This is a genomic window from Spirosoma knui, from assembly GCF_054780635.1.
Genome location: NZ_BAAGVY010000009.1, coordinates 120,946 through 138,644, shown reverse-complemented (window position 1 = coordinate 138,644; position 17,699 = coordinate 120,946). Strand labels below are relative to the sequence as shown.

14 protein-coding genes are annotated in these 17,699 nt (G+C 49.9%); 3 read left to right on the top strand and 11 right to left on the bottom strand.

The features are described from left to right. Positions 1-23 precede the first annotated feature (23 nt). The 6 genes from ACYVIY_RS18685 to ACYVIY_RS18660 form a co-directional block, all read right to left on the bottom strand. A complete protein-coding gene (locus tag ACYVIY_RS18685; RefSeq protein WP_460977911.1) occupies positions 24-1,604 on the bottom strand; it encodes a flavin monoamine oxidase family protein in 1,581 nt (526 codons plus the stop codon). A gap of 99 nt (positions 1,605-1,703) precedes the next feature. Then, complete coding sequence (locus ACYVIY_RS18680) at positions 1,704-2,870, bottom strand: pyridoxal phosphate-dependent aminotransferase (RefSeq protein WP_460977910.1); 1,167 nt, start codon at positions 2,868-2,870, stop codon at positions 1,704-1,706. A gap of 500 nt (positions 2,871-3,370) precedes the next feature. Beyond that, a complete protein-coding gene (locus ACYVIY_RS18675; RefSeq protein ID WP_460977909.1) occupies positions 3,371-3,841 on the bottom strand; it encodes a hypothetical protein in 471 nt (156 codons plus the stop codon). 138 nt (positions 3,842-3,979) lie between these two features. Then, the gene (locus ACYVIY_RS18670) at positions 3,980-5,341 is read right to left on the bottom strand and encodes a M20/M25/M40 family metallo-hydrolase (RefSeq protein ID WP_460977908.1); all 1,362 of its coding nucleotides are present in this window, start codon (positions 5,339-5,341) and stop codon (positions 3,980-3,982) included. 78 nt (positions 5,342-5,419) lie between these two features. Beyond that, on the bottom strand, positions 5,420-5,953 hold the full coding sequence (locus ACYVIY_RS18665) for a hypothetical protein (protein ID WP_460977907.1): 534 nt from the start codon (positions 5,951-5,953) through the stop codon (positions 5,420-5,422). Positions 5,954-6,129: 176 nt separating this feature from the next. Then, positions 6,130-6,474 (bottom strand): tRNA-binding protein, encoded by a 345-nt coding sequence (locus tag ACYVIY_RS18660; protein ID WP_460977906.1) that lies wholly within the window; start codon positions 6,472-6,474, stop codon positions 6,130-6,132. A 210-nt stretch (positions 6,475-6,684) separates the two neighbouring features. Between ACYVIY_RS18660 and ACYVIY_RS18655 the strand changes: the two genes are divergently transcribed. From ACYVIY_RS18655 to ACYVIY_RS18645, 3 genes are all read left to right on the top strand, one after another. After that, positions 6,685-8,037 carry a PQQ-dependent sugar dehydrogenase gene (locus ACYVIY_RS18655; protein WP_460977905.1) on the top strand — a complete coding sequence of 451 codons (1,353 nt, stop codon included), beginning with the start codon at positions 6,685-6,687 and terminating at the stop codon, positions 8,035-8,037. A 66-nt stretch (positions 8,038-8,103) separates the two neighbouring features. Next, positions 8,104-8,538 carry a nucleotidyltransferase substrate binding protein gene (locus tag ACYVIY_RS18650; RefSeq protein WP_460977904.1) on the top strand — a complete coding sequence of 145 codons (435 nt, stop codon included), beginning with the start codon at positions 8,104-8,106 and terminating at the stop codon, positions 8,536-8,538. Continuing rightward, entirely contained in the window at positions 8,525-8,842 is a 318-nt protein-coding gene (locus ACYVIY_RS18645; protein ID WP_460977903.1) for a nucleotidyltransferase family protein, read from the top strand. Before ACYVIY_RS18650 ends, ACYVIY_RS18645 begins: the two co-directional genes overlap by 14 nt. 11 nt (positions 8,843-8,853) lie before the next feature. On the opposite strand, the gene ACYVIY_RS18640 is transcribed toward ACYVIY_RS18645, so the two are convergent. The 5 genes from ACYVIY_RS18640 to ACYVIY_RS18620 all read right to left on the bottom strand — a co-directional run bounded on the left by ACYVIY_RS18640 (position 8,854) and on the right by ACYVIY_RS18620 (position 17,691). After that, the gene (locus ACYVIY_RS18640; RefSeq protein ID WP_460977902.1) at positions 8,854-11,415 is read right to left on the bottom strand and encodes a TonB-dependent receptor; all 2,562 of its coding nucleotides are present in this window, start codon (positions 11,413-11,415) and stop codon (positions 8,854-8,856) included. 105 nt (positions 11,416-11,520) lie between these two features. Continuing rightward, complete coding sequence (locus ACYVIY_RS18635) at positions 11,521-11,898, bottom strand: hypothetical protein (RefSeq protein ID WP_460977901.1); 378 nt, start codon at positions 11,896-11,898, stop codon at positions 11,521-11,523. A 24-nt stretch (positions 11,899-11,922) separates the two neighbouring features. After that, positions 11,923-14,625, bottom strand: a complete 2,703-nt coding sequence (locus ACYVIY_RS18630; protein ID WP_460977900.1) for an FtsX-like permease family protein — start codon at positions 14,623-14,625, stop codon at positions 11,923-11,925. 4 nt (positions 14,626-14,629) lie between these two features. Further along, positions 14,630-17,356 carry an ABC transporter permease gene (locus tag ACYVIY_RS18625; RefSeq protein ID WP_460977899.1) on the bottom strand — a complete coding sequence of 909 codons (2,727 nt, stop codon included), beginning with the start codon at positions 17,354-17,356 and terminating at the stop codon, positions 14,630-14,632. Then, the gene (locus ACYVIY_RS18620) at positions 17,353-17,691 is read right to left on the bottom strand and encodes a PadR family transcriptional regulator (RefSeq protein ID WP_460977898.1); all 339 of its coding nucleotides are present in this window, start codon (positions 17,689-17,691) and stop codon (positions 17,353-17,355) included. The genes ACYVIY_RS18625 and ACYVIY_RS18620 overlap by 4 nt, the downstream gene beginning before the upstream one ends. Between the last annotated feature and the right edge of the window lie 8 nt (positions 17,692-17,699).

Here is a 17,699-nt window from a genome sequence, read left to right as displayed (position 1 = left end):
GTAATGTCAACATAATAAAATCATCACTTTTTAGTGTACACGCCTACCCGAGCGTGGATTGCTTCGACGGTTCGGCGGGCCGATGTAAAAGCTCCGGCCATCCAGGCAGTAAGGTAGGTCGTGTGTTCTCCGGCAAAATAGATATTGCCGTCGGGTTCTAACAAAGCTGGATAATATTTTCGGCGGGTATTGTCATCATACGTAGCCCAGCCACCTCCGCTATAGGGCGTTCGGTGCCAGGCCAGTGAAAACGAGTTTTCAAACTCGGCCGGATATTGGGGGTGAATTTTGGTACCCTGGGTTAAGGCAATCTTCTCCCGCTCGGCAATCGGCAAGGCACCAACGGCTTCGGCTCGGCTGTAGAAATTGTAATAACCAATCAAGACGCCTTTTTTACCCTGAAAGCCAAATGACGGATACCAGATCTGGTTAATGTCCATATTGGTGCGTGAAATACCTCCGTAAATCCAGTCATCTTCTTCCCAGAACCGCCGTTTAAATTGCAGACCAATCTTCCCGGTTTTAATGTACGGCACAAAGTCAGCAGCCCGCTTTACGGTTCCGGATAGATCTGATTCCAGATTTTTAAGCATGGGCAGCGGCAAGGTGCAAACGCAGAACTCGCCGGTTAGTTCTGTCGGTTTACCGTCCTTCTGGTACACAACCCGCACGCCGTTTTCGGTTTTGCGAAGTTCACTGACTGGAGCGTTGAACAGAATTTTACCCATCAGTTTTTTTTCCAGTGCTTTCGGAATCGCATCCATGCCGCCCACAGGTTGCAGCAGCGTCGTTTGCTGTTCGTAGATGTAATCGCCGACGTTATGAAAAACGGGCTGCATAAAACCGGACCGGAGTAAATCCGTCAGTCCAAAGGGGTCGGTTAGTTCGCCAGGAGTTGTACCTGCCCCTGGTTCATGTCTTTCCTTGTAGCCGCGCCGATTCGTGCCTTTGTACAGATGAGCGGTGTTGAGATCCCCTTCATTTTTCAGGAAGTCAACCAGCTTTTCAATGTCTTCTTTGGTTAGCTGCTGGTCGAGCGCGGATTGATCGAGGGCTTTAGTAAGTAGTTCAGCCGTATAGCCACGCATGTCGTTGTGGTACTCTTTGATACGTAAGCGACGATTGGCTAAGTTACCCGACCCATCGGGCTGATCATTATAGAGGTAAGCCGCTTCGTTGTTGCCGTTAAAAATTTGGAGCGGTACATCCAGTTCCCGGCAGTACTGTAGAGTAAGTTGGTGATGGTGCGGGATCCGGGCAGCTCCTCCGTTGAAATACAAACCGTCTTCAAACTGACAGGTTTGCGCCATACCACCGTTCAGTTCCGTTTCTTTGGTACCTCCCCGAATTGTCCAGACCCGGCCTCCCGAGCGTGAACGGGCTTCCAGTACAGTGCAGTCGTAGCCCAGTTTACCGAGCTCGTAAGCAGTGGCCATACCGGCTAGCCCAGCGCCCAGTATAATGACCTTTCTGGCCTTCCCATCCTCGTTCCGACCATTGGCAGGCAGATTCAGGGCTGATGCCGGAGCCGGTTGTAACATTCCCCACGCCAGTAAACTAGCGTAACTGGCACTCGTCGAGTTAATAAAATCGCGTCTTGTCATAAAAACAAAGGGAAGAAAGAAGGAAGGGGACAAAAGGGAGCAGAGGGATTACTCATGTTTTCCCTACTCCCTCTCGTTCCTTTCTTCCCTCTCTTTCGTTTACCCCACTACTTTTTTAAATCCATCCATGAACATGGCCATTTCCTCCATCGTGCCGATGCTAACCCGACAGAACGGCTGCCCGTTGAACTCGCGGGTTTGGATGCCGATTCCGTTCGCAAACATCTGATTCTCGAATGACTTCGGTTTCATCCGAATGGGGAACAGCATAAAGTTGGCGCTCGATGGAATTACCTCGTACCCCATATCGGTCAGGGATTTGGTCGCATAAGCTCGCGCTTTGGCGTTTTCGGCGCGGCAATGGTTCTGCCAGGCGGTGTCTTTGTAGCTGGCAATGCCGGCCATCAACGTAGTGATGCTGACCGCAAATTCGCCGTTGGTGTATGGCTTCAGCGCTTTCAGCATGTTGGGCTGAGCAATGGCGTACCCTAAACGAAGACCGGCAAAGCCGTGGATTTTTGAGAATGTCCGGGCCAGCACTACGTTTAGACCATCGGCAACGAGTTTTCCAAGTTTTGGGCGCTCGGCGGGTTCGTAGAAATCGATATAGGCTTCGTCGATAAAGACCGGGACTTTAGGCGCTACCTCGCGGCAAAACGCTTCCAGATCGGCCGTTGGAACAATAGTACCCGTCGGGTTATTGGGGTTAACGATATAGACCATCTTGACGTCAGGCGTAATGGCTGCCTTCATCGCGTTCAGGTCATATTTGTAGTCTTTGGTCATCGGCATCGCCACAACTTTAGCGCCCATTTTTTGCGCTCGCTCCAGCAGGTCGTCATACGTCATAACGCTGGTCAGGATTGTTCCCTTGCTGGAAGCCACATGCGTTGCAGCCGCCATCAGAATATCTGATGAGCCAGGTGCCATCATGATGTTGTCGGGTTTTACACCATCATCCGTTGCGATGAGTTGCTTTAGTTGGGCAAACTCCATCCAGGCGTATCGGTTACCGATTTCGGTAGCTTTAACGAGGGCGTCTTTGGCACTAGGCGCAATGCCGTGCGGGTTTTCGTTGGCGAACAGCCGTGCCCGAAGTTTAGGCATGTCGGGCGGAGTTGCCAGCGGAGCGAACTCATTAATGAATACGGATTGGTTATACGTGTTTAGCGTAGCGGCTTTTGAAAAACGTAGCCCTGTGGCCAGACCAGCGGTTAACAGGCCACTAGCCCGGAGCCAATCCCGGCGAGTTAGTTGTGATGACATATCTTTTTGTATTTATCGTAGATTAAATAAAAGTAAAACAAAAACTAACCCCTTCATTATTAGTGCGTTGTGAATCTACGAAATATAGAATTAAAAAAGCATCCACCTTTACAGAAACGCATAAGAAAATTTTATGTAAAGCCTGTTTTATGAAATTTTCAAGAGTATAATGACTCTTATAGCGATAGAATATTTGCAATCTGAGTTCGGGATCGTTTTTAGGCAGCTACTTAGGAAACGGTTAATACAACGGTGTCTGATTTTAGAAGATATTGCTGGCTGCCGTTGACATTTGGAAGAGTTTACCCGCGTTCATGTCGAGTCTATTGAGTTCATAGATACGTCTTGATAAACAAGGAAATATGAGCAGTAATAACAGCGTCCATGAATATGAAGCATTTTACAATTCTATTGCGTTTGCCAGCCACAAAAAAGGCCGATGAAAATCATCGGCCAGAGAGAATTTGCGTTAGCAGTTACTTAATCAAACGAAGAGAATGTTACTGTTTACTGTAGATTAATTGGATGTTATATCGTACCACTTCGTTGAGCTTCGTCGTTGGGTTCTGAAGGGTATCAGAAACAGCAACAACTGGGAACGCTAACCGGGGAGTACCGTTTGCTGCATCATAGGTTAGCTTTTCAGTGTTACCGTCATCATATTTCAGATTCAATTCCGTTCCTGTGTAATCCCAGGTGCCAGGAAAAGTCTGAATCACTGCCGATGAACGATCTGTTAACACAAAGGATTTGTCAGCTTTTATATCGTACACATCGTTAATGCCATAAAGAAGCGGGTTAAGTTTTAGTCCGTTATTGTCCGCATAGGGGGCTACGAAACCACTTGTCAGGAGGAAGTCAGATGACCATTTACCCACAACGGCCGGGGCAGGAGCCGCTTCATCTTTTTTACAGGAATTTAATCCTACCAGTAAAGCTACAAGGCAAAATGTATATAGAAAACGCTTCATAATAAATGAATTTAACGATTCGGAGTATGGGCGAACTAATGGCTGTAAACTACGAAAAAATTAGATAGACAACCAGTATTACGCCTAAATATGACTTACTGATGCAAAGAGGGACATTTATCCGTAAAAAAAGCGCCTTTACCGCAGGTTCGGAAGGGGTAACACAGGTAAGCTTTCGTTGCCGTCTTCACTGACCGCCTGAACGGCGAAGTAGTAATTGTCTTTCGAGTAGGGGAGTGTCATGCCCAGTTTGTTGGTGAAGAACTTCTTCTGCCAGAAAGGCCAGTGTGTTTCGCGCATCAGGACGTAGTAGCCCCGTACTTTTCCGGTTGCGGGCGCTTTCCAGTAGAGTGCGGTCGAGTTGGTCAGGTTTCGTACTTCAATCGTCACCGTTTGAGGAACAGCCGGTGCCTTCGCCAGGTTAGCAAGCGTAGCCAGGTTAACCGCCGTGTTTTTTCGGAGGTAATCGAAATCCATAAATTTGGCGTAATCGCCAAACTCAGTTCCGTTTTCAGTACGTAGGTCCTGATGCTGATGGTCGTAGTTTTCGTTCATTTCGGTCAGACGCACGGCTGCGAAACCGCGTTGGACGAACGGTGTATGGTCGCCCCCACGTAGATAGCGGTCGTTTCTGTAAATCATCACCACCTCCATATTCTCTACGTACCGTTCACCGACTTCTTTCAGGTAACGGGCTAGGCTACGCGCTTTCCCGTCGTTTTCGTTGCCGAACTGCCGAATCTGACCAATGCGGCCGGTCGTATCTTTTAGCAGGTTGCCGGGTAAACCCTCGCTGAAAACGCGTAGCCGCGTATTGTCGATGATACGGGTTTCGTTGCTGTTGTTCGACCCCATAATGTCGTTGTTCAGCACGGCCTCCAGGTTCCATTTTTCCTTTACAGCCCGCTCGCTGAGGTGTTCGGCGCCCAGCAGGCCCTGTTCTTCGCCGGTCAACGTAACGAATACGATGGTTGCCGGAAACTGCGACTTGCTCATCACGCGACAGAGTTCAATAACCGCAGCCGTACCCGAACCGTCGTCGTTCGCACCCGGTGCGTTGGCATCGCGGTTCATGACGTTTGTTACGCGGCTATCCATATGGCCCTGCACCAGAAACACCCGTGTATCGTTGGGGTCAGTGCCTTTCAGCGTGGCCATTACGTTGCCCATATCCGCCGGTTTATCAATACGGCGACCGTCGGGTTGTAACGTCCATGTGTCGAGCTGAGCCGTTAAGCGCCCACCCGATTGTTTGGCATATTGATTGAATTTGCCCAGTATCCATTGCCGGGCGGCACCAATGCCTTTCTTTGGATCGGTGGTCGTGCTCAGCGTGTGCCGGGTTCCGAAGCTAACCAGGCCGTTGATGTGCGCCCGCAGACTATCGGCCGAGACCTGAGCGACCAGATCGGCAATTTGAGGGTCGCGGTTGATGGTCGTTTGAGCGACAGCAGAAATTGATGATGAAATGAGTAAAGCAGAAAGAAGTCGTTTTTTCATGAAGCCTATTGTTAGGTAGGCGAAGCTAACAAAAAAGCGCCAACCATAGGCCCGTAGCTGGTAGATCGGGATGAAATCTTAAAATCCCCAGACGATTCCGGCTCCGACGGCCGTTTGCCCGGTCAAGGGCACTGGGGATACGGACAGACCAACGCGGGGCTGGCGCAACATCTCATTGTACCGCGTCACCGCTTTATTCACCTGGCCATTACCGATGATGGTAAAGACCAGCGTAGCGGCAATCGAGCCGCCATAGACCGTCCAGTATGTAGCATTGTTTTTGCCGCTACGTAGTAAAATATAGCCCAGAGGCACCAGAGCCGTCAGCCGCCCGAGCGTGGTCATAGTGCGATACGTCTGAAAATGGTGATTTACCGTGGGGTCGTTCAGCTCGTAGAAAGGTACTTCCAGCGAATAGGGTGACGATAACTTTTTGCCGCCGTAGAAATAAACACTGCCTAGCGACGACGACCCGTATGCTCGCTCAATGGGCATCAGGTGCGCCGGAATCGGTACAGTACGGTAGTGTGATGTATCCTCATCGCGTCGGCGCTGGGCGGAAGTGGGTAGGCAGATAAAAAGTAGTACGGTGAGAAAAAAAGCGTTTCGCATAATGAGTAAACGAACGGCTGGCGGGTTTAAGCGAATACAGCGCGTAAAAAAGCAACAACACTACCCTGAATCAGCCATTGCCGCCTGTCTTATTTATTATTCGGCAGACTCGCTATTCCAGTACGCTAACGCATACTATCGCCAAACCAGCAGAGAAGGCAGAAAGCAGCCTGTACTCAGGCGATACGTAAGCCATTCGGAGTTGGGCGTTCGGTTTGGAGTAGAGTGACGGTTCCGTCGTCAGCAACCGCGCCCAGAACCAGGCACTCACTGAAAAAATTGGCGATCTGTTTAGGCGGAAAATTAACCACGGCTACTACCTGTTTCCCGATGAGGTCCTGGGGCTGATACAGCTTTGTCAACTGAGCGGAAGTTCGTTTAATGCCGAAATCGCCGAAATCAATCGTCAGTTTATACGCGGGCTTACGGGCCTGCGGGAACGGCTCGGCAGTAATGATAGTGCCCGTACGGATGTCAACATGTTCGAATTCGGCCCAGGTTAACGTAGTGGATTGATTCATGAATGAACAGATCGATATTGACGAATGTATGCTACAGATAAGGATAGCGCATTCGGTACGTATTGACTAACGCGGGAATAAAAACGAGTGCTACTTTTACATCGGTACACGTAACAACTGATGACCGACTTCTCACGCCAAACTTTCGCGGGGAACAGGCTGTTCATCACGCGAAACAAATCAAGCCCTAAAACTAATTACCATCCTGTTATGAAAGCAAGCCTACTTCTGTTCGTTGCTACTACGTCGATTGCACTGGCTGGCCACTACGATGGACCTCCCGCAAAACTGCCCAAGGCAAAGTCACCGAAAACTACAATGCCTGCCCCTGATCCCGACAATGGAGGCCTTAAATTGACAAGTGGCTTTCGGGCGTTGACCTTCGCGGATAACCTGGGCCGCGCTCGTCATACTGCCGTAGACCCCACGACGGGAACGGTCTTCGTTAAGCTCGAACGCCTGAAAGATGGGAAGGGTATTGTTCAGTTGAGGGACACAAATGGCGACGGCCGGGCCGATCAAACCGTTACGTTCGGCACCTACCCCGGTACGGGTATGGGTATCTATAACGGATATCTGTACGCATCGTCCGATACGTCGGTGTATCGCTATAAGCTCACCAACGGCAAGGTGATGGAAACCACACCGGCTGAACCGATTGTAGTGGGCCTGACGCTCCAGCGCCAGCACGCCAGTAAGTCGCTGGCCCTCTCACCCGACGGTCGACTGTTTGTCAACTTTGGAGCGCCTTCAAACGCCTGTCAGGAAAAAGACCGTCAGAAAGGCTCAAAAGGAATGGACCCTTGCCCCATCCTGGAAAACTATGCGGGTATATGGGTGTTCGACGCGAACAAGCCAAACCAACGCCAGTCGGATGGGAAGCGTTACGCCACGGGTATCCGAAACGCCGTTGCCCTTGACTGGAACACGGCTTCCAACACCCTGTATGCGCTGCAACATGGTCGCGACAACCTCAACAACTGGGGTGGTGTGTTCACCGACTCGATTAGCGCTGAATTGCCTTCGGAGGAGTTCCTGATGGTGAAAGAAGGGTCTGATTTTGGTTGGCCCTATTGTTATAACGACCATTCGAAGAGTAAGAAATTTTTAGCGCCTGAGTACGGCGGTGACGGCAAAACCGAAGACCGTTGCGCTGGAAAAGAAAAGCCAATTATGGCGTTCCCTGGCCACTGGGCACCGAATGATGTGTTGTTCTACACGGGTAATCAGTTTCCCGCCCGGTATAAGAACGGCGCTTTTGTTTGCTTCCACGGCTCCTGGAACCGCGCTCCTATGAAGCAGGGCGGCTATTTCGTTGCCTTTATCCCTTTCGGGAAAGACGGTCGGCCATCGGGTAAATATGAAGTGTTCGCCGAAAATTTTGCGGGTGTTCCCGAGTTAGGTAAGCCGGGCGAAACGGCCAACGCAGGTAAGCTGGATCTGGCTAGCCCCGGCGACGCAAAACACCGCCCGATGGGTCTGGCACAAGGTCCTGACGGATCGCTTTACATCACCGATTCCGTCCAGGGAACTGTCTGGCGGGTGATGTACGCGAAGAAGTAAATCAGCTTTCGGAAAAATGGCCCTAGCTCGATGCGTTAGGGCCGTTTTTCCATAACATCTACAAATTTGAGTAGGGAGCAGGACATCCGTTGGCAGCAGCGGTTCGTTAATTTTAACAAGGCATTATCGCAGCTTAACAAATTCGTTGCAAAGGGTGAATTGAACGAACTGGAAGAGCAAGGATTGATAAAAGCCTTTGAATATACCTACGAATTAGCCTGGAAGACACTTCAGGATTTTTTGAGAGATAAAGGCTACTTAGACATAGCGCGGCCAAAGCCAGTTATTGAACAAGCGTTTCAGGATGGTTACATAGATGGATTAGCCTGGGTTCGCATGGGTAAAAGCCGTAACTTAACCAATCACACCTATAATGAGGAAACGGCTAATGAGATTGCTGAAGCGGCCAGAGATGAGTATGTTAATTTGCTCAACGATTTAGCCGCCCGATTAGACGCCGAACGGCAAGGACCTCAATCATCTTTATTTGATACAGACTAAAATGCGCTATGGATTGAGTGATGCCCATCTACTAGACATCGTCAATACGATCGCGTCTACCCCACGAATACAACGGGCTGTTCTGTTTGGCTCCCGGGCTAAAGGTAATCAACGGCCTGGCTCAGATATTGATATTGCTTTAAAGGGTGATCGTCTGGCTCTTAATGATCTTCTAGCCGTTTCTGTAGCGCTTGATGAGTTAGGGCTGCCGTTTAAGTTCGATCTGATACTTTATGATCGGATCAGCGAACCTGCTTTACAGGAACATATCGATCGCGTTGGTAAAGTGATGGTTCCGCATTGAAACACCGCCAATCAATCCGGTATCATCAGCACTACCGTCAGATAGTAAAGTCCGCTTACACTCGGCCCGGCCGTGAAGGTTGTGTACGGACGGTTCAGTACGTTGGTGCCGCCCAGCTTGACCGATACGTTGGGCTTAGTTAGAGCGTAGCTAAGCTGCGCGTCGAAGGTGTTAATGGCTGGAACAATACCGGTTGCCAGCGATGATTGCCATACGAATGAACTTTGGTATTTGTAACTGACTGAAAAGCCCAGATTACCCCATAGTGACGGGTTTGCAATACTTACGTTCGTAATCCATTTCGGGGTGTTAAACGCTTCTTCTAGGCCATCACCCTGGTCGGTGCGATCAAGCTGAGCGAACGATGCGTTGCCCGACAGTACCCAGTTACGTCCGGCCGAATACCGTAACCCCAAGCTCGCTCCGTAATTATGCACCTTTGTTTTCGAGTTTGTCCAAAGCCGGTAACGATCCTGTTGACTTTGATCAGCCAGGTAATAAGCTAACGAGTCACTGTTACGTCCCCTCGGAACGTTAGCTTCAACCTGGGCAATAAAATTGCGGTACACGTTGTAGTAAAAATCTACGTCTACGTACAATTTTCTAGTAAAAAATAACCCTTTGTAGCCGACTTCAATACTGTTGACCTGTTCCGGTTTTAAGTACGTATAGGTGTTTGGTTTTAAGAGATTTTTGTTCTTCTGAATGGCCTGTTCAGTAGTCAGCTTATTGGTGTTAACATCCGTGTTGATGGCCGCCTGGAAGGCATCAATTGACGTACGCAGATACGAATTTTCGAAAATACCCTGCGACATAACTTTCAGGCCGCCAACCCGCTTAACGCCCCCCGAGTTAACATTGGAAAACCCTTCAAACAGCGATGGAAACCGGTAGCCGGTCTGGTAAGACAGCCGGAAGTTATGATCGTCGGTTGGGGAAAATACCGCCGAAATGCGTGGATTTAATCGGGCATCGAAGTAGCGGTTTTTATCGATACGTAACGAGCCGGCTATTTTGAGCCGTTCGTTGAAAAACGACCTGGATGCCTGTACAAACCCGCCTGTTTTAAAGTAAATTAGATTTTTATCGGTTCCGTCGGGATTGATGAAGTAATTGCCATCGGGAAAAACGACGTACTGACGGTAATCGAATCCGGCCAGTAGGTTAATTCCTGTTTTCTCGCGAAAGCCTGACCAAAGTACCCGTGTTGGTTCGACCTGTCCTTCCGCATGATACATCCACGACTTTACGCGTAGGGCCGCACCAATATCCCAGTTATTGATGTCGCGAAGTTTGGTGACCTGTGCCTCAAAGGCTTCAGTACCCGGTTGCGGTCGCCCGGCGTCGGCGGTTGTCCGAGCGATCTGAAGCGCATTCGTGACCGATTGACCAGCCTGCGTGCTGGTATTGAACTGATTTGTGAAATCAGTGAACCACTGGTAGTCCGATTTAAACGACTTGTCAATAGTCTCGGCCATTGACCGGATGTTATAGGAATCCCCCGTGTTCTCGGAAGTTCGGTAAGCGCGCAACTGCACGGACGGTGATTCCAGCGTTAGACCATGCTGATCGAGCCGGTAGTTGTCGAGCCGAAAGCGGTTTGTGCGCTGGTAAATATTGTCAAGCGTAGCGGCTTTGTAACGGTAAGAAACGGTAAGATTAGGCCGGATACGCCAGAAAAGTGCTACGTCTCCCCGCAAATTATTCAGTCGCAGATCGGCCGTTTCGGTTTCGAAATAACCCGTCCGGGCCACCACGTACCGCTTGCCGTTGAGCGTCAGCGAACGCCGGTTGGCCGATTCATCGCCGTAGTTATTTACCAAATCACGACCGGGATTGTCAGCCCCCACCAGCCCTAACGAGGTGTTCGCATTTGGGTTCAGGTCCGAAGCGTCGCGGGCGATCCAGTCGTAGCCTCGTTGATACGTCAGGTTAACTTTAAAAGCAAAGCGGGTTCCAATCGTTCTGGCGTACCGCAGGCTGGTTTCGCTGTAGACTTTAGCGGAAACCAACGGATCGTTGACGTGGTTAACCCCTGTTTTCTGACTGACGCTCAGGCCGGTCGAGGTAAACGGATCTTTAGTGATCAGTTGCGCTAGGCCATTCAGCGCATTCAGGCCATAAAGCGCCGATGCTGCCCCCGGTACGATTTCGACCCGTTGAATGTCCAGATCGGATGGAGCCAGGGCGTTGGCAATAGGAGCACCGATGTGCGGAGCCTGATTGTCCATACCGTCGACGAGCTGCACAAATCGAACGTTGGTCGGGTTGGCGAAGCCCCGCGTGTTGTACACTCTGAAGCCTAAACTGGACGTTAGCAACTGAACACCTTTCAGGTTTTCGATCGCGTCGAAGTAAGAAGGCTGGGCCGACAGCCGAATCTGACGGGCATCCAGCAGTTCAACACTCACCGGTGATTTCAAGACACTTTCGGGTATCCGCGAAGCCGTTACCACGATTTCAGTAAGTTGAATTTTACGTAATGAGTCAGTCGGCGTAATGGTACTGTCGGGCAGAGTGCCTGCGTTACAGAGTTGACTGAGTAAGAGTAAAAAGTAGAAAAGATGCTTCATCAGATCGTTATTTCTGTTGAAATATAACGATCCGTTCTATTTCAACAGAAATAACGCTTAGTTGCCGGGCAAATATTTAGTCACAGGGAATTCAGGTAGAGCATTTTAGTGACTCGTTACTGGCTGTATCTGGTTCTTTTGGCTGGTTCGCTTGATTCTGTATCCCGCTATTAACAGTATGCTAATCAACACAACTAAGCCGAAAGCCGTCATACATAGCGTTGGTATTTCGTGGAGCGGTACGAATAAGCTTTGGGACCTAAAAGCACGGTGCATAACCAGTTCTGTTTGCAGACGGTTTAGACCTGATACGCCGGTTATCTGCTTGTAATGGATCGTACGACCGTTTTTGTAGCCGTCTATCTGAATCGAAAGGATTGCACCGTCGTCGGATATGCGCGTCCGCAGAGACGATGGCGAAGAGGCTCTGGCATTCGTACTCAGACTGATGCCTAAGAGCAGGGTTATCAATAGGAATTTCATGAGTATAATCGTTTAAGAACTGTATTATTCAGATCGTAATGATTTGACGGGGTTCATTAACGCAGCCCGGATACTCTGGAAACTGACCGTTATCAGGGCAATCAGGACGGCCGAAAGGCCAACGGCTACGAAAATCCACGGGCTCACCGTGATCCGGTACGAGTAGTTATCCAACCATTTCTGCATACCGAACCAGGCGAGCGGTACTGCGATACAAAGAGCAATTAACACTAATCGGACGAAGTCGCGGGATAACAGCAGAACAATGCCAGGAATGCTGGCTCCCATTACTTTTCGAATGCCAATTTCTTTGGTCCGCTGCTGAATCATGAGTAGCGCGATTGCAAACAAGCCGATGCACGACAGCAAAATGGCAATACTTGATGCCATACTTAAAATTCTCGAAAGTTGTTCTTCATTATCGTACCAGGCATCGACGTTTTCATCCAGAAATGATGCGATAAACTCCGATTGCGGAGCTATTTCGGACCATACTTCGTTTAGTTTCTCCATCGAACCAACCAAACTTTGCGGTGCCACCCGTACGAAAATATAACTGATCGGTTCAGTGTTCGATAGGTGCATCGTGATTGGCCGGGCCTCGTCGGCTACCGAATACAATTGGAAATTAGAGACTACGCCAATGATCTGTGACTTAGTGCCCGTGCTGTCATTATCATCCCCAAGTAGCATGCCTACGGGGTTTTCTTTACCCATCATCTTTGCCATACTTTGCGTAATCAGGACTCGGTTAACCGAATCAGATGCATAGGCCCGGCTAAAGTCACGTCCGGCAATCAGTTTAATGTCCAGCGTTTTCAGGTAGTCATAATCAACCAGCAGCAAGTCGGTAGCTATATCATTACCCTTGTAGGTAAAGCCTAGTGTTGTTCTGGATGTTACGTGGTCTTTTCCCTTGCCCAGGTTCACCCCCGACCCCGTAATGGCCAGAATAGTCGGGTCGTTGGCAAACTTGTTACGTAGACGTCCGAGCACCTGACGACCGTTTACCTGATTACCCACTGGAATACTGATGACCTGCTCTTTGTCAAAACCCAGTGGACTCTGGCGTAAATGCCCGACTTGTTGAAAGGCAATAATAGTGCAGCAAGCTAGTAAGCAAGATAAGGTAAACTGAGTAACGATGAGCGAATTACGTAGGACGCCGGGCCGCTTGACAGCCAATTTCCCTTTTAGCACATCGACCGCGTTGAACCTGGCCATTTGCCAGGCCGGATACCCACCGGCAACCAGCGTAACCAGTAGCATCACCCCCAAAATTAACGCGATAAAACCTGGCTGAAAGGCGTTCGCTAAGTTAAGCCTGGAGCCGAACGTAGCGTTAAAGGCGGGAATAAGTAGGTAAGCCAGCAGCGAACCGCCCAGAAAGCCCACCATGCATATAAGAACAGACTCGCTCCAGATCTGAACGAACAAGCCACCTTTAAGTGCTCCCAGCGACTTGCGAACGCCCACCTCGCGCGCCCGTGTAAACGACCGGGCAATGTTTAGGTTGATGAAGTTGATGCAGGCAATCAGCAGGATAAAGGAGGCTAATCCCATTAATACGTATATCACCGCGATGGGTGTCCCTCTGTTACCGGCTATTTCGCGATTGAAATGGATATCGGAGAGCTTCTGTAAACGCACCGCGAATACATCGCCATGCTGATCAGGCTTGGCTTTCTTCTTGCTGAGTTCGTCGAATGTGGTCGGAAAATACTTGTGGGCGAACGGCTTCAACCGGTTTTCAAATTCAGACTGGTTGATTTGAGCCGGTAGTTTAACGAACACAGTGAAGTTCCTATCATCCCATTGGTCCTTGCTACGCTGATAGTTGGGGATGTTTTCAATCCGAACCAGAGCATCGTAGCGGACCGATGAATTTTCGGGGGCGTCGGCTATAACACCGCTTACGATGAAGTCTTTTTTGGCGTCGCCGTTGCCAACGCGCAGACGCTGGCCAATCGGGTTTGTCGAGCCAAACACGTCCTTTGCCATATTTTCGCTGATAACAAGACTACCTAATCCGAGCAAGGCTGTTAGCGGATTTCCGCTAACAAGCGGAAACGAAAACATCTTTAAGAAGTCGGGGTCGGTATAATTAATCAGTTTATCGAAATACTTTCCGTTGGCTTCTACTAAACTTTTTCGACCAACTGCAACGCGGGTAACGGCTTCCAGTTCAGGATAATCTACTTTCAAAGCAGGTGCCAGCGGCAAAGGCATTGAACCGCTCTTAACTGGCTTTTCCGGATCGTTTGAAAAAGTATACGTTTGAAAAATCCGGTCGCCATCCTGATGAAAAGAGTCGTACGTTAGATGTAGATACGCGATTAGGAACAGGAACACGCAGATGCAAAACGCAACGGCAAGGCCCGTTACGTTAATAGTCGCATAGCCCCGGCTTTTCCAAAGGTTACGCAAAGCGATTTTAATGTACGAACGGATCATGTCAGGATGGAAGGATGAAGGTTGAGGATACTGGTCAGGTTGAGAGCGCTTCCGTACGAACGGGGGAAGAACCGATACTACGTTTAGGACGTAACGCAGATTGGCCTGGGGCTCACCGGCGCGTTGGTACCAGTAGGTATACAGTTCATCCAGATCGCCCTGCACTTCTTCCAGGGTATTGGAAGGATGCAGCCAGATGAGTAGGCGCTCGGCCCAGTGGGGCGGTCCGACAGGTTGATCAGGGCGGTTTGCGGCCTTTTGAGTCGATTTCATACACTTATTCGGCACGTAATGACTTCACAGGATTTGTTAGAGCCGCCTTAATGCTCTGGAAGCTGACCGTTAGAAGGGCGATGGTAACGGCCAATAGACCAGCCAGGGCAAAAACCCACCATTCGATGTCAATACGGTAAGCGAAACTCGTAAGCCACTCATTCATGGTATACCAGGCAATGGGCGTTGCCAGCACGATCGACAGCACCACTAATCGCAGGAAGTCTCTCGATAACAAGGCAATGATGCTCGTTACGGACGCCCCCAACACTTTGCGCACACCAATCTCCTTGGTACGCTGCTCTGCCGTGAAAGTCGTCAGGCCATAAAGTCCCAGACAGGCAATGAGAACCGAGATGAGCGAGAAATAAAGGAAGATCGTTGAAAAGCGAGACTCGGCTTCGTATTGCTCGCCGAGTTTTTTATCGACAAAGTCGTAGTCAAGGTAGGCGGTAGGGAAATGCTTCTTCCACAATGATTCAAGGGCAGCAATAGCTTCCTGCGGTTTGTGTCCATCGATGTTTAGGATGATTCTGGAAAACCCAAAATCTCGAATGACCATCGCCAGTGGCTCAACTCGATGCTGTAACGAATTGAAATGAAAGTCATTAACAACGCCGACTACCTGGCCTCGGCGGCCATTCATGACAAACGGTTTACCAATGGCCTTTTCGGCACTAGACCAGCCGAAGGCTTTTACGGCCGCTTCGTTGACAAGAAAGTTCTGAGTTGAATCGGTTGGGTTATCGGCGGGGAATTGCTTCGAAAAATTCCGGCCTGCCACCATTTTCATGCCCAGAGTCGCTATGTAATCATAATCGACCTTTAAGCGGTATATGCTCGTTTGTAGCTTTTTGCCCTGGCCGTCCACCGTCTCCATCCCATTGTTACCCAGGCCGCCTACCAGGATACTGTTGCTGGTTGTCAGGTGTTTGACATACGGACTTGTCAGTAAATCATGTTTAAACGGCTCAATCCGTCGTTGTACGTCAATATCGCCGTTCACTTTTACCTGAAGCAGGGCCTCTTTCCGATAGCCTAAGTTTTTATGTTGCATAAACGACCGTTGGCGGTTAATCACCAGAATGCCTACGAGCAGCACAATTGTGACGCTGAACTGAAAAACCACCAGCCCTTTACGGAGCCAGACTCCTTTTACGGATGTGGCGAACGTACCTTTCAGGACAGTTGCGGGCCGGTAAGAGGAGATGAAAAAGGCCGGATAGATACCAGAAGCCAGGCCCATCAGCAAGGCCATTCCCACCAGAAATACGAGCAGTAACGGAGACTGGAAAATAGAGATGTCTTTCTGAGTAAGCTGAAAGAAAGCGCGCTGCAGACTGTAGCACAACAGCAGGGCAATCCCCAGCGAACCAAGGGCGAGGAGGACGGATTCGAGCAGATGCTGAGCAATAAGCTGACCTTTCAACGCACCCATTACTTTCTTTACGCCCACTTCTTTGGCCCGTTTCAGCGAGCGAGCTGTTGCCAGGTTCATGTAATTAATGGCCGCGAGAAGGAGGATAAACAGCCCAACGGTGCCGAAAATGTATAGATTAGTTAAGCTGCCGGTTGAGCTTATCTCGTACCGGACGTGCGACTTCAGATGAATATCGGTCAACGGCATAAGTTGGTACTCAGCAGTACGTTTGTTCACACCGTAGCGTCGGCTGATGGGTAATACGTGCCGGTCGTAAAATTGAGGGAGCTTAGCCTCAAACGATTTATAATCAACTCCTTTTTTCAGCAGGATATAGGTGTAGTAGCTGTTGTCGCCCCAAGCATTATCTGAGGTCAATTCGGCTCGCTCGTGGGCGATGAGCGTTTCAAACGAAACCAGACAACTAAATGTAAAATGGGCGTTTTTGGGCGCGTCGGGCATGACACCTGTGATTCGGTAGGGGACACCCTTACCTGTCGTATCGTGCAGCATCATGACCAGATTTTGCCCGATGGGGTTCTCCGAACCGAAGTATCTTTTCGCCATACTTTCGGTCAGGACAAGGCTAAACGGGTCATTGAGCGCCGTTTTCGGATCGCCAATGGCCAACTTGTAGCTGAACGTATCGAAAAAGGAAGGGTCGGTGAGCAGAATACCCTCCTCCACGAACATGCGGTCTCCTCGTTTCACAACCGCGTCGTTCATATCAAACCGAACGAACTGCTCTACTTCGGGATAGTCGGCCTTGAGGGCTGGCCCCAGCGGGACCGCCGAAACGGCATGCTCAAAAGTTTCCGAATCGCCGAATACTTTACTGCTCACTCGGTAAATGCGGTCAGCTTTCTCGTTGAAGCGATCGTAGCTCCACTCATCTCGTACCCATAGCGCGATAAATGCAAAACAGGTCAGGCCAATGGACAAGCCAATCAGATTAAGGCCAGCATACAGCTTGTTCGTAACCAGATTTCGCCAGGCGATTTTAACATAATTCCTCAGCATAGCCGGATGTATGTTTGAAGTGGTTCGGCATTCCGATTGTTGATACTGTTCTTTATTCTGTTGCCGTCTTCTGACAAAGGGCGGCAGCACGGATACTACGTTTAGGACGTAACGTAAACTGGCCTGGGGCTCACCGGCGCGTTGGTACCAATACGTGTACAGCTCGTCGAGGTCACCTTCGACTTCTTCAAGCGTATCGGCCGGGTGAAGCCACGTCAGCAGGCGCTTAGCCCAGCGCGGTCCGACGTTTCGGGGCGTTGCGGACTGCTGATCCCGCTTTGATGCGTTCATGAGCCTGCCAGCTTTAACGTATGAGGAGGTACAAGCTGCCAAAGCTCGTTTCGGAGCTGCTGAATATCCTGTAAGGCCCGGCTGCCCAGGGCCGTGACTCTGAACAGACGCTTGCGCCGTCCTCCACGTTCGGTAGTCGCTCCGCCTAATTCGGATGTCACGAATCCTTTTTCTTCTAAGCGAATCAGCGTGTTATGTACAGTGCCGAACGCCACTAATCGACCTACATGTTGCTCGATCTCCTGCGATATCGTAACGCCATACGCCTGTCCATCGAGGATAGCCACCATGAGCAATACGATCTCTTCAAACTCACCTAGATACGTGCGACGCATTGACTTGA

Coding starts and splice junctions, on each gene's coding strand:
- ACYVIY_RS18665 (WP_460977907.1), bottom strand. CDS start 5,953: ATGCGAAACGCTTTTTTTCTCACCGTACTACTTTTTATCTGCCTACCC.
- ACYVIY_RS18655 (WP_460977905.1), top strand. CDS start 6,685: ATGAAAGCAAGCCTACTTCTGTTCGTTGCTACTACGTCGATTGCACTG.
- ACYVIY_RS18625 (WP_460977899.1), bottom strand. CDS start 17,356: ATGAACGCATCAAAGCGGGATCAGCAGTCCGCAACGCCCCGAAACGTC.
- ACYVIY_RS18620 (WP_460977898.1), bottom strand. CDS start 17,691: ATGCGTCGCACGTATCTAGGTGAGTTTGAAGAGATCGTATTGCTCATG.
- ACYVIY_RS18630 (WP_460977900.1), bottom strand. CDS start 14,625: ATGAAATCGACTCAAAAGGCCGCAAACCGCCCTGATCAACCTGTCGGA.
- ACYVIY_RS18685 (WP_460977911.1), bottom strand. CDS start 1,604: ATGACAAGACGCGATTTTATTAACTCGACGAGTGCCAGTTACGCTAGT.
- ACYVIY_RS18635 (WP_460977901.1), bottom strand. CDS start 11,898: ATGAAATTCCTATTGATAACCCTGCTCTTAGGCATCAGTCTGAGTACG.
- ACYVIY_RS18660 (WP_460977906.1), bottom strand. CDS start 6,474: ATGAATCAATCCACTACGTTAACCTGGGCCGAATTCGAACATGTTGAC.
- ACYVIY_RS18675 (WP_460977909.1), bottom strand. CDS start 3,841: ATGAAGCGTTTTCTATATACATTTTGCCTTGTAGCTTTACTGGTAGGA.
- ACYVIY_RS18670 (WP_460977908.1), bottom strand. CDS start 5,341: ATGAAAAAACGACTTCTTTCTGCTTTACTCATTTCATCATCAATTTCT.
- ACYVIY_RS18680 (WP_460977910.1), bottom strand. CDS start 2,870: ATGTCATCACAACTAACTCGCCGGGATTGGCTCCGGGCTAGTGGCCTG.
- ACYVIY_RS18640 (WP_460977902.1), bottom strand. CDS start 11,415: ATGAAGCATCTTTTCTACTTTTTACTCTTACTCAGTCAACTCTGTAAC.